Below are 11,757 nucleotides of genomic sequence, written 5' to 3'. Positions count from 1 at the left end.
CGACCCTACATTGCACGAGGACGCGGTTATGCCCGGCTGACCGGAAACGCGATCACTTCGCTCAGGCTTTCGGCTCCCAACGCCAACATCACCAAACGATCGACGCCCAATGCCACGCCCGCACACTCCGGCATACCATGCTTCAAGGCATCCAGCAGATTGTTATCAATCGGGTGCTCCGGCAAGCCACGCGCCAGGCGTTTACGATTGTCCTGCGTAAAGCGCTGGCGTTGCTCATCGCCGTCGGTCAACTCGCGGAAACCATTCGCCAACTCAAGGCCTTTGAAATAGACCTCGAACCGCTCCGCGACACGGTGATCTTCGGTGCTGATCTCTGCCAGCGAGGCCTGTGAAGCCGGGAAGTGGTAAACGAATGCCGGTTTATCACGGCCGATATGGGGTTCGACGCCCACGGTAAACAGCAGTTGCAGCAAGGTATCGCGGTCTTCTTCCGTATCGGCAATGTTGCTCAGATCGAGCTTGGCCGCAGCCTCGCGCAGCTGTGCCTTCTCTGCCGACAGCGGATCGAGATCCAGATGGCGCAGGAATGCCTGCTGATAGGACAGGGTTTCGGCACTGTCGCAATCCAATACCTGTTGCAGCAGATCGTCCACCTCGTTCATCAGGCGGTACATATCATAGTGCGGGCGATACCATTCCAGCATGGTGAATTCAGGGTTGTGATGCCGCCCCGCTTCTTCATTACGGAAGCTGCGCCCCATCTGATAGATCGGGCCGCTCCCTGCCGCCAGCAGGCGCTTCATGTGGTATTCCGGGCTGGTCATCATGTACAGCGTCAGGCCATCTGCCGCGCCCGGGCCGACGAAACGCGTCTGGAACGGGACCAGGTGGATGTCGGTGACTGTCGCCTGGCTCATGGCCGGGGTCTCAACCTCCAATACGCCACGATCGGCAAAGAAACGCCGGATCTCAGCCAGTATCGCTGCGCGCTTCAACAAATTGGCGATGGGTGCACTTGGCTGCCAGCTTGCCGTTTCGCTCATGGTAATTACTCCGAAATCAAACAGGGGGTGCAGTCTACTCGCATCCTCTCAAGCAAACAAATTCTTGGCTATTGTGTGCGCTGGTCTACATTAAAATCATAAAAAACATATAAGCCATATAAACCACCGACAATCGCGCTAATCAAAGACAAAGGCGAGGCAACACCTTATTTTTGCAGGAATGCCTCTTGCGTAACGGTTAAAAGGCAAAACAATCGATCACATCAAATTTCTACTACTTAACTTTAGGTATAGTGATAACCCTATATTCGGTAGCAGTTATCTATCCTTAGTGTTTAGTTTAAAAAGTCACTGAATTTAGCTTAGCACCCGAAGCACCTTTATAAATATTAAGCATAGATTAATTAAATTGTCGTTTTAACGAGAACATTGGAGGAGTGCAGTGCAAACCTTTAACGCCGACCTAGCCATCATTGGTGCCGGGGGAGCTGGTTTACGGGCCGCTATAGCCGCCGCGGAAGCCAATCCCCAACTGAAAATCGCGCTGATATCTAAAGTATATCCAATGCGTAGCCACACGGTAGCCGCCGAAGGGGGCTCCGCCGCAGTCACTCAGGATCACGACAGCTACGACTATCACTTCCAGGACACCGTAGCCGGTGGCGACTGGCTGTGTGAGCAGGACGTGGTCGACCACTTTGTTCACAGCTGCCCACGTGAAATGGCCCAGTTGGAGCAATGGGGTTGCCCGTGGAGCCGTAAGCCAGACGGTTCGGTCAACGTGCGCCGCTTTGGTGGCATGAAGATTGAACGTACCTGGTTTGCCGCCGATAAAACCGGCTTCCACATGCTGCACACCCTGTTCCAGACTTCGCTGAAGTATCCGCAAATCCAACGTTTCGACGAGCACTTCGTGCTGGACGTACTGGTAGATGATGGCCAGGCGCGCGGCGTGGTTGCCATGAACATGATGGAAGGCACTCGCGTGCAGATCCGTGCCAACGCGGTCATCATGGCCACCGGTGGTGCAGGCCGTGTTTATCGCTATAACACCAACGGCGGCATCGTCACCGGCGACGGTATGGGGATGGCGTTCCACCACGGCGTGCCACTGCGCGACATGGAGTTTGTGCAATATCACCCAACCGGCCTGCCAGGCTCAGGCATCCTGATGACTGAAGGCTGCCGCGGTGAAGGCGGTATTCTGGTTAACAAAGACGGCTACCGCTACCTGCAAGACTACGGTATGGGCCCGGAAACCCCGCTGGGCGAGCCAAGAAACAAATATATGGAGCTGGGCCCGCGTGACAAAGTGTCGCAGGCTTTCTGGCATGAATGGCGTGCTGGCCGCACCATCGCCACCCCGCGCGGCGACGTGGTCTATCTGGATCTGCGCCACCTGGGCGAGAAGAAACTGCTGGAACGTCTGCCGTTCATCTGTGAACTGTCGAAAGCCTACGTGGGTGTCGATCCCGTTAAAGATCCAATCCCGGTCCGCCCAACCGCGCACTACACCATGGGCGGTATCGAAACCGATCAAAACTGTGAAACCCGCATCAAAGGCCTGTTCGCCGTCGGCGAATGTTCCTCGGTTGGTCTGCACGGCGCGAACCGCCTGGGTTCCAACTCGCTGGCTGAGCTGGTGGTGTTTGGGCGTGTGGCAGGTGAACACGCAGCACGCCGCGCGCTGGAAAGTGGCCCGGCCAACGGCAGCGCTTTGGAAGCACAAGGCCGCGACGTGGAAACCCGCCTCAGCAACCTGATGAAGCAGGAAGGTAGCGAGAACTGGTCGAAGATCCGCGATGAAATGGGTCTGTCGATGGAAGAAGGCTGTGGTATCTACCGTACGCCGGAACTGATGCAGAAAACCATCGATAAGCTGGCGGAGCTGAAAGAGCGCTTCAAGCGCGTCAAAATTACCGACAACTCCAGCGTGTTCAACACCGATCTGCTGTACACCATCGAGCTGGGCTATGGCCTGGACGTTGCCGAATGTATGGCGCACTCGGCCTTCAACCGTAAAGAATCTCGCGGCGCACACCAGCGTCTCGACGAAGGTTGCACCGAGCGTGACGACGTGAACTTCCTGAAACATACGCTGGCGTTCCATAACCCGAACGGTGCACCACGCCTGGAGTACAGCGACGTGAAAATTACCAAACTGCCACCGGCCAAGCGTGTTTATGGCGCCGCAGCCGAAGCGCAGGACAAAGAGAGAAAGGATAAGGAGCAGGCGAATGGCTGAGCTGAAAACCCTGAAAATCGAGGTCATGCGCTATAACCCGGAACGCGACGCCGAGCCGCATTTCGAGACCTTCAGCGTACCTTACGATGAGCAGACTTCGCTGCTGGACGCACTGGGTTATATCAAAGATAACCTGGCACCAGACCTGTCCTATCGCTGGTCGTGCCGTATGGCCATCTGTGGCTCTTGCGGCATGATGGTCAACCGCGTGCCTAAGCTGGCCTGTAAAACCTTCCTGCGTGAATATACCGATGGCATGAAGGTTGAGGCGTTGGGCAACTTCCCGATCGAGCGCGATCTGGTGGTGGATATGACCCACTTTATCGAGAGCCTGGAAGCGATTAAGCCTTACATCATCGGCAACGATCGCAAACCGGAAGATGGCCCGAACGTGCAGACCCCGGCGCAAATGGCGAAGTATCACCAGTTCTCCGGCTGCATCAACTGTGGCCTGTGCTATGCCGCTTGCCCACAGTTCGGCCTGAATCAGGAGTTTATCGGCCCGGCAGCGATTACGCTGGCACACCGTTATAACCTGGATAACCGCGACCACGGCAAGAAACAGCGTATGCCGCTGCTTAACGGCCAGAACGGTGTCTGGTCCTGTACGTTTGTTGGCTACTGCTCTGAAGTCTGTCCAAAACACGTCGACCCGGCCGCTGCGATCCAGCAGGGCAAGGTAGAGAGTGCCAAAGACTTCATGATCGCAATGCTGAAACCGCAATAAGGGAGGGAGACAGCAATGACAACACAACGTAAGCCCTATGTGCGTACCATGACGCCAACCTGGTGGCAAAAGCTGGGTTTCTACCGTTTCTACATGCTGCGTGAAGGTACTTCGGTGCTGGCGGTGTGGTTCAGCATCGTGCTGATCTACGGCGTCTTTGCCCTGAAGGGTGGCCCTGAAAGCTGGGCCGGGTTTGTCGGCTTCCTGCAAAACCCGCTGGTGCTGCTGATTAACATCATCGCCCTGCTGGCCGCCGCACTGCATACCAAAACCTGGTTCGATCTGGCACCGAAAGCCGCCAATATCGTCGTCAACAGCGAGAAAATGGGGCCGGAGCCAATCGTTAAGGCGCTGTGGGCAGTGACGATCGTCGTCACCGTGATCATTCTCGCCGTAGCGTTACTGTAATCCGGAGGAAACATGATAAATCAATCACCTAAGCGCTCTGACGAGCCGGTTTTCTGGGGATTATTTGGCGCTGGCGGTATGTGGGGAGCGATCGTTGCTCCGGCTATCGTGCTGCTGGTCGGCATCCTGCTGCCACTAGGCCTGTTCCCCGGCGAAGCTTTAGGTTATGAGCGCGTCTTAGCATTTTGCCAAAGCTGGATCGGCCGCCTGTTCCTGCTGCTGATGATCATTTTGCCATTGTGGTGCGGGCTACACCGTATCCACCATGCCATGCACGATCTGAAAATCCACGTGCCTGCAGGCAAATGGGTGTTCTACGGTCTGGCAGCTATCCTGAGCGTCGTAACCCTGATCGGGGTCGTCACGCTGTAAGACCTCTGGCGGCCAACTCCCGTTGGCCGCCTATTCCGCGACTCCCACTCTTTCGACTACACTGTTTATCTGTAACTGAAAAACAGGAGTCACCCATGCGTTTGTGGTCAAAGCTGTGCGTCATTTTATCCGCCCTCGTTTCCGTTGCCTGTAGCGTGACACCCCCGAAGGACGTCAAGGTCATAGATAACTTCGATAGCAAACGCTATCTGGGCACCTGGTATGAAATCGCGCGTCTGGATCATCGCTTTGAACGAGGCCTGGAGCAGGTTACGGCCAATTACAGCCCGCGCACAGACGGCGGTCTGAAGGTGATTAACCGGGGTTTCGATAGCAAAAAACAGCAATGGCAGGAGAGCGAAGGCAAGGCGTATTTTATCGGCTCGCCGCAAACGGCCTCGCTGAAAGTCTCATTCTTCGGCCCTTTCTATGGCGGCTATAACGTCATCGAACTCGATCCGGAATACCGTTATGCGCTGGTTTGTGGCCCAAACCGCGACTATCTGTGGATATTGTCGCGCACGCCGACGTTGGAAGCCGCCACGCGCGACAGACTGGTGCAGATTGCCAAAGGCTACGGCTTTGATACCGAAGCGTTAATCTGGGTCAATCAGCAGCCCACTCATTGACTGCTGAATTTTAGCCCCAGGATCCCGGCCACGATCAGGCACAGGCTGAGAATACGCATGATGTTGGTCGACTCACCGAGCAGCACCATGCCCATTACCGCCGCGCCCACCGCCCCAATCCCGGTCCACACGGCGTAAGCCGTGCCCGCAGGCAACGTTTTCATGGCGTGTGCCAGCAACACCATACTCACCACCATCGCAGCGACGGTAATCAAACTGGGGGTCAAACGGGTAAAACCGTGGGTGTATTTAAGGCCAATAGCCCAGACGACCTCTAACAGGCCCGCAAAAAGCAAAATGATCCATGCCATGACACTGGCTCCAGAACTGATGGGGTCGTCCCCAGACAACAGAAGCGCAGGCGGGTCGTCCCACTTGGCTGATTGAAGACGTAGATTATAACCAACGAAGGTGGCAAGTCACAAGGCGACGAAATGGCAAGGTTGCTCATATTTGCCGGTGCTGAACATGTTCGACTGTAGGGGCGCTGCACGCTGCGCCCGTTTAGCAACATGCAGTGCCCAATGTGCGGTCTTAATTACTGTGCGCTACGCTGGATCGCCTGACCACCAGCTTCAACATCTTTGCCCACGCCTTCGGTAGTATTACAGCCCACCAGCGATGACAGGATCAACAAGGAAAAAATGGCGAAAATAGTTTTCTTCAGCATAAGATTACCCTTATTCGTTATTAGTGAAAAAGTGTAGCTCTCTAAGCGTAGTAAAAATCAGGAGGGTTGCCGGAATAAACGGATTTTTCTGTATTATCCGATTAATGGCGCTAATTGATTTCAGCCAGCGCTGCGGGAAATCGCGCCGCCGAGGTGTTGAACGTCTTCACCAAAACCACGGAAGGTATTACAGCCGCTGAGAGACATCAGCAACAACAGAGAGACCACGGCCAACAGCGTTTTCTTCATCATGCGGTTCTGCCAACGAGTGACGGAAAGGGATAACACAGAGGAACCTCGGGGGTTCCTCTGTATTGAAACTTATTTAACGCGGGAGACGTATTCGCCAGAGCGGGTGTCAACCTTGATCACTTCGCCAATCTGCACGAACAATGGCACTTTAACTACTGCGCCGGTGCTCAGGGTAGCTGGCTTGCCGCCGGTACCTGCGGTGTCGCCTTTCAGGCCTGGATCGGTATCAGTGATTTCTGCTTCGATAAAGTTCGGTGGCAGCACAGCGATAGGACGGCCATCCCACAGGGTGACGATACATTCCGCGTTGTCCTGCAGCCATTTAGCCACGTCAGAAACGGTTTTCTCTTCAACCTGATGCTGTTCAAAAGTCTCAGGGTGCATGAAGTGGTAGAACTCACCGTCGTTGTACAGGTAGTTCATGTTGGTATCTACCACGTCCGCGCCTTCGCAGGAGTCGGTAGACTTAAAGGTTTTCTCAACGCGGGTGCCAGTCAGCAGGCGACGCATTTTTACACGCGCAAAAGCCTGGCCTTTACCTGGTTTAACGAACTCGCTGGATTCGACAGCGTAAGGTTCGCCTTCGAACATGATTTTAAGACCCGGACGGAAATCGTTGCTAGAATAAGTCGCCATGATGGCCCTCTGAAAATTTAAACTGGTAGCTTAGCCAAAAAAATGGCACACATTATAACCCAAAACACGGCGCATAGAGAAGATTGGTTGCATCAACTCGCCGATGTTATTACCGACCCAGATGAATTACTGCAGCTTCTGTCACTAAATACGCACCCGGAACTGCCACAGGGGCGCGATGCACGCCGCCTGTTTGCGCTACGCGTGCCGCGAGCCTTTGCCGCGCGTATGCAACCCGGTGATGCCAATGACCCGCTGCTGCGCCAGGTACTCACCGCCAGCGCAGAATTCATCGATGCCCCAGGCTTCACCACCGATCCGCTGGATGAACAGCGCAGCGTGGTGCCGGGGTTGCTGCACAAGTATCGCAACCGTGCCCTGCTGTTGGTAAAAGGCGGCTGTGCGGTTAACTGCCGCTACTGTTTCCGCCGTCATTTCCCCTATCAGGAGAACCAGGGCAACAAGGCAAACTGGCTTCAAGCGTTGGAGTATATCCGTCAACACCCGGAACTGGATGAAATTATTTTCTCCGGGGGCGATCCGCTGATGGCCAAAGACCACGAACTGGATTGGCTGATCGGGGAACTGGAGGCTATCCCACACCTCAAACGCCTGCGTATTCATACCCGCTTGCCGGTGGTGATCCCCGCCCGCATCACCGCCACGCTGTGCCAACGCTTCTCGGCATCGCGCCTGCAGGTGCTGATGGTCACCCATATCAATCATGCCAACGAGATTGACCCACCGCTGCGCGCCAGTATGGCACAGTTGCGTAGCGCCGGAGTGACGCTGCTGAACCAAAGCGTGCTGCTACGAGGGATCAATGATAACGCGGATACGCTGGCAACGCTGAGTAACGCCCTGTTTGATGCAGGGATCCTGCCCTATTACCTCCACGTGTTGGATAAAGTGCAGGGCGCGGCCCACTTTATGGTCAGCGACGACGAGGCTCGTGCGATCGTGAAAAGTTTGCTGAGCAAGGTTTCCGGTTATCTGGTACCCCGCCTGACTCGTGAGGTCGGCGGCGAACCCAGCAAAACGCCGTTGGATCTGCGCCTCACGCAAAGCTCGTAGGGGCGCTGCACGCTGCTCCCGTTTAATAACATGCCGCATATGAATGCAAAAAGAGGAATGCCTGGGCATTCCTCTTTTGTTTTATACGGGTGCTTATGCCAGCGTTACGGGCACTTATACACCTGGCCGATCATTTTGCTGTCCAGCGGTGCAAAACTTGAAAGCAGGTTCTGGCTTGGGCTAGTCGCACCGTAAATCACGTTGCCGCCCATTGCTGCTGCCTTGTTGCGCAGATCGTTAGCCGCGCCGCGCATGGAGCTGCCCTCACCACCACTCCCCGACAGCCAGTTGCTCTGAGTGCCGGTGACTTCGCCTACCAACTGGCATTCTGCGGCAGGCTTGGTGTCGGTAAATTTGACCTGTTGACCTGCGGCGGTCAGTTCATTGGTGCTGCTGCACCCTGCCAGCAGCAGCGCTGCCGATAGACCCAGTAAGGCTTTAATCCGCATCTTGTTCCCCATATGATGTTGAGAATTACGCAAAAGCTTATCAGAAAGCGTTGCCATCTCTTAAGCATCCGTTGCCACCGGCCACTGGTGCCTGGTCAACGTCTTGAGCGACAGCTGATGAACTATCAGTTTACACGCTTAATAGATACGGTCTGCAAAAATATCATCAAATTCAGCACTGACGCATCGGTAGCCGCTGACGATGATAAAAACAGACGCAGCAATCAGCCCCCACACGAAGAGGGTAATAAAAAACCCGGCCGAAGCCGGGTTTTGTGGTTAGCTCACAGAGGTGAGGGGAATTACATCATTCCGCCCATACCACCCATGCCGCCCATACCACCAGCGCCACCCATGTCTAACTTGTCTTCTTTCGGCAAGTCAGTGATCATGCACTCCGTGGTGATCATCAGGCCAGCTACAGAGGCCGCGTACTGCAGAGCAGAACGGGTCACTTTAGTTGGATCCAGGATACCCATCGCGATCATGTCGCCGTATTCTTCGGTGTAAGCGTTGTAGCCGAAGCTGCCTTCGCCTGCTTTCACCTTGTTGGCAATCACAGAAGCTTCTTCACCGGCGTTGATCACGATCTGACGCAGTGGAGATTCCATAGCACGCAGGGCAACTTTGATACCCACGTTCTGGTCTTCGTTATCGCCTTTCAGGCCAGAGATTTTGTCTGCTACACGGATCAGCGCTACGCCACCGCCAGCAACCACGCCTTCTTCTACCGCAGCACGGGTAGCGTGCAGGGCATCTTCAACGCGGGCTTTCTTCTCTTTCATTTCAACTTCAGTTGCGGCGCCAACTTTGATAACGGCAACGCCGCCAGCCAGTTTAGCAACACGCTCTTGCAGTTTTTCACGATCGTAGTCAGAGGTCGCTTCTTCGATCTGCTGACGGATCTGGGAGACGCGACCCTGAATGGTGGTTTCGTCGCCCACGCCATCGATGATGATGGTGGTGTCTTTGTTGATTACGATGCGTTTTGCCTGACCCAGATCTTCCAGGGTAGCTTTTTCCAGCTCCAGACCGATCTCTTCAGAGATCACGGTACCGGCAGTCAGGGTAGCGATGTCTTGCAGCATGGCTTTACGACGGTCGCCGAAGCCAGGTGCTTTAACCGCAGCCACTTTCACGATGCCACGCATGGTGTTAACCACCAGGGTCGCCAACGCTTCGCCTTCAACATCTTCAGCAATGATCAGCAGTGGTTTGCCCGCTTTCGCAACGGCTTCCAGCACTGGCAGCATTTCACGGATGTTGGAGATTTTCTTGTCAGCCAGCAGGATGAACGGGCTTTCCAGCTCGATAGAACCGGTTTCTGGCTTGTTGATGAAGTACGGAGACAGGTAGCCGCGATCGAACTGCATACCTTCAACCACGTCCAGCTCGTCTTGCAGGCCGGTGCCTTCTTCAACGGTGATCACGCCTTCTTTGCCCACTTTCTCCATCGCTTCTGCAATCAGTTTACCCACGGTTTCGTCGGAGTTTGCAGAGATGGTGCCTACCTGAGCGATAGCTTTAGAGTCAGAGCAAGGTACAGACAGTTTTTTAAGCTCTTCAACCGCAGCGATAACCGCTTTGTCGATACCGCGCTTCAGATCCATCGGGTTCATGCCGGCAGCCACAGCTTTCAGGCCTTCGGTGATGATGGATTGAGCCAGTACGGTTGCAGTGGTGGTACCGTCGCCCGCAGCGTCGTTCGCTTTAGAGGCAACTTCTTTCACCATTTGTGCACCCATGTTCTCGAACTTGTCTTCCAGTTCGATTTCACGAGCAACAGATACGCCATCTTTGGTGATGGTAGGAGCGCCGAAGGATTTATCCAGCACTACGTTGCGGCCTTTCGGGCCCAGAGTCACTTTTACTGCATCAGCGAGAACATTCACGCCGCGGAGCATCTTCACGCGAGCGTCATTGCCGAATTTTACATCTTTAGCTGCCATTGGTATTTCCCTTCAACTCGTTCAGTTCAGAAGATTTATAAAGCGTTATTACGCTTCAACAATTGCCAGAATGTCGCTTTCGGACATGATCAACACTTCTTCATTGTCGATCTTCTCTGCTTTCACGCCGTAACCGTCGTTGAAAATCACGATGTCGCCTACTTTCACATCCAGCGGCTGGATGTTGCCGCTTTCCAGAACACGTCCTTTACCAACGGCTACCACTTCACCACGAGTAGATTTACCCGCTGCAGAGCCAGTCAGAACGATGCCGCCAGCAGATTTTGATTCAACTTCTTTGCGCTTGACGATAACGCGGTCATGCAATGGACGAATACTCATTGAACGCTCTCCTGTAAGAAGGTTTCTATCAGATTTAGGGTTGTGCGCCAGATTATTGATACCGGCTCCGTGGGATTTGAAATGGGGGCGTTCCATCCCCCTTCAAGGGGCAGCAGCAAAAAAATTTTCGATTTGATGGCCTGCGGTGAACGCCATTAGCAAAAACGCGGCCGATCTCCCCTCACCCCGACCCTCTCCCACTATACGGACCGGATAACACATGGGCACTTGTTTAGGGAGAGGGGGTAGTCCAGAGTCGCGGTCAGGTACCGGGGGCAAATGTAGCACGTTCAGTCCCCTCTCCCTTTGGGAGAGGGTTAGGGTGAGGGGAGATATCAGCGATCGTCACGCTTGTCGCGATCGTCGGGTTGATGATCCAAGGTGTAGCGGTCGTCTTGCTTGCGCTGGAATTCACCGTCGAAGGTATTGCCATTGGCGGCTCCGCCGTTCTGGCCCCAACCGCCTGGGCGATAAACGGCGAGATGCGGCATCAGCTTCAGCGTCAGCGATTTCTGCACCGGCGGCAACAGCAGCAACAGGCCAAGGAAATCGGTGAAAAAGCCCGGTATCACCAGCAGGAAACCCGCCAGCACCAGTGAAACGCTTTTCACCATCTCCGCTGCCGGGCTTTCGCCCGCCGCCAGCTTCTGTTGCATCTGCACAAAGGTCTTCATGCCCTGATTACGCACCAGGGAAACACCGACGCAGGAAGTAAACACCACCAGCAGCAGCGTCATTGCCACACCGAACACGGCGGCAACTTTGATAAACAAGGATATCTCTATGTAAGCCAGTAGAAATATCAGCAGTAACGGTAACCAGCGCACCTGGTTCTCTCCTCTAGGTAGAGTCGGCGTACCCGCCCGATGGCGCATACGTGATAAATGGGGCCGCTAATCGGCCAACCTTCATACAATGGGGGCTTCTCGCCGCCATTTCAACCGGGCGATCTTTTTTATTCTCTTTGCCGCAAACGTGAAGCCCTTCACAGAAACCAAAAGCTGTCATTTGCTGAAGCACCATATAGTGATCTACGTTC

At 54.6% G+C, this 11,757-nt stretch carries 15 protein-coding genes; 6 read left to right on the top strand and 9 right to left on the bottom strand.

Annotation, left to right across the window (positions count from 1 at the left end; translation table 11 throughout):
• Positions 1 to 26 precede the first annotated feature (26 nt).
• Positions 27 to 1,004 (bottom strand): elongation factor P--(R)-beta-lysine ligase, encoded by a 978-nt coding sequence (gene epmA, locus WN53_RS10225; RefSeq protein ID WP_024484776.1) that lies wholly within the window; start codon positions 1,002 to 1,004, stop codon positions 27 to 29.
• 403 nt (positions 1,005 to 1,407) lie between these two features.
• Between epmA and frdA the strand changes: the two genes are divergently transcribed.
• From frdA to blc, 5 genes are all read left to right on the top strand, one after another.
• On the top strand, positions 1,408 to 3,210 hold the full coding sequence (gene frdA / locus WN53_RS10220) for a fumarate reductase (quinol) flavoprotein subunit (protein ID WP_024484775.1): 1,803 nt from the start codon (positions 1,408 to 1,410) through the stop codon (positions 3,208 to 3,210).
• Complete coding sequence (locus WN53_RS10215; RefSeq protein WP_024484774.1) at positions 3,203 to 3,937, top strand: succinate dehydrogenase/fumarate reductase iron-sulfur subunit; 735 nt, start codon at positions 3,203 to 3,205, stop codon at positions 3,935 to 3,937. The genes frdA and WN53_RS10215 overlap by 8 nt, the downstream gene beginning before the upstream one ends.
• 15 nt (positions 3,938 to 3,952) lie before the next feature.
• Positions 3,953 to 4,345, top strand: a complete 393-nt coding sequence (frdC, locus tag WN53_RS10210; protein WP_021182104.1) for a fumarate reductase subunit FrdC — start codon at positions 3,953 to 3,955, stop codon at positions 4,343 to 4,345.
• Between the two features lie 12 nt (positions 4,346 to 4,357).
• Complete coding sequence (gene frdD, locus WN53_RS10205) at positions 4,358 to 4,717, top strand: fumarate reductase subunit FrdD (protein ID WP_021182103.1); 360 nt, start codon at positions 4,358 to 4,360, stop codon at positions 4,715 to 4,717.
• 95 nt (positions 4,718 to 4,812) lie between these two features.
• Positions 4,813 to 5,346 (top strand): outer membrane lipoprotein Blc, encoded by a 534-nt coding sequence (gene blc / locus WN53_RS10200; RefSeq protein WP_024484773.1) that lies wholly within the window; start codon positions 4,813 to 4,815, stop codon positions 5,344 to 5,346.
• On the opposite strand, the gene sugE is transcribed toward blc, so the two are convergent.
• The 4 genes from sugE to efp all read right to left on the bottom strand — a co-directional run bounded on the left by sugE (position 5,340) and on the right by efp (position 6,904).
• A complete protein-coding gene (sugE, locus tag WN53_RS10195) occupies positions 5,340 to 5,657 on the bottom strand; it encodes a quaternary ammonium compound efflux SMR transporter SugE (protein ID WP_021182101.1) in 318 nt (105 codons plus the stop codon). The genes blc and sugE overlap by 7 nt on opposite strands.
• Positions 5,658 to 5,884: 227 nt before the next feature.
• Positions 5,885 to 6,016 carry an entericidin A/B family lipoprotein gene (locus WN53_RS10190; RefSeq protein WP_021807577.1) on the bottom strand — a complete coding sequence of 44 codons (132 nt, stop codon included), beginning with the start codon at positions 6,014 to 6,016 and terminating at the stop codon, positions 5,885 to 5,887.
• Positions 6,017 to 6,136: 120 nt separating this feature from the next.
• Positions 6,137 to 6,268 (bottom strand): entericidin A/B family lipoprotein, encoded by a 132-nt coding sequence (locus WN53_RS10185; protein ID WP_021182099.1) that lies wholly within the window; start codon positions 6,266 to 6,268, stop codon positions 6,137 to 6,139.
• A 69-nt stretch (positions 6,269 to 6,337) separates the two neighbouring features.
• Positions 6,338 to 6,904 (bottom strand): elongation factor P, encoded by a 567-nt coding sequence (efp, locus tag WN53_RS10180; RefSeq protein ID WP_024484772.1) that lies wholly within the window; start codon positions 6,902 to 6,904, stop codon positions 6,338 to 6,340.
• 42 nt (positions 6,905 to 6,946) lie between these two features.
• On the opposite strand from efp, the gene epmB reads away from it, so the two are divergent.
• Positions 6,947 to 7,978: an EF-P beta-lysylation protein EpmB gene (gene epmB / locus WN53_RS10175; RefSeq protein ID WP_024484771.1), complete on the top strand. Its 1,032-nt coding sequence runs from the start codon at positions 6,947 to 6,949 to the stop codon at positions 7,976 to 7,978.
• Between the two features lie 104 nt (positions 7,979 to 8,082).
• Here the strand turns inward: epmB and WN53_RS10170 are convergent, their stop codons facing one another.
• The 4 genes from WN53_RS10170 to WN53_RS10155 all read right to left on the bottom strand — a co-directional run bounded on the left by WN53_RS10170 (position 8,083) and on the right by WN53_RS10155 (position 11,545).
• Complete coding sequence (locus WN53_RS10170) at positions 8,083 to 8,427, bottom strand: DUF4156 domain-containing protein (RefSeq protein WP_024484770.1); 345 nt, start codon at positions 8,425 to 8,427, stop codon at positions 8,083 to 8,085.
• A gap of 302 nt (positions 8,428 to 8,729) precedes the next feature.
• Positions 8,730 to 10,376: a chaperonin GroEL gene (groL, locus tag WN53_RS10165; RefSeq protein ID WP_024484769.1), complete on the bottom strand. Its 1,647-nt coding sequence runs from the start codon at positions 10,374 to 10,376 to the stop codon at positions 8,730 to 8,732.
• 48 nt (positions 10,377 to 10,424) lie between these two features.
• The gene (locus WN53_RS10160) at positions 10,425 to 10,718 is read right to left on the bottom strand and encodes a co-chaperone GroES (protein ID WP_004952634.1); all 294 of its coding nucleotides are present in this window, start codon (positions 10,716 to 10,718) and stop codon (positions 10,425 to 10,427) included.
• A 335-nt stretch (positions 10,719 to 11,053) separates the two neighbouring features.
• Complete coding sequence (locus WN53_RS10155; protein ID WP_024484768.1) at positions 11,054 to 11,545, bottom strand: FxsA family protein; 492 nt, start codon at positions 11,543 to 11,545, stop codon at positions 11,054 to 11,056.
• Between the last annotated feature and the right edge of the window lie 212 nt (positions 11,546 to 11,757).

This window comes from Serratia fonticola (genome assembly GCF_001006005.1).
GTDB classification, from domain to species: domain Bacteria; phylum Pseudomonadota; class Gammaproteobacteria; order Enterobacterales; family Enterobacteriaceae; genus Chania; species Chania fonticola.
This window is presented reverse-complemented; position numbering and strand designations above follow the sequence as displayed.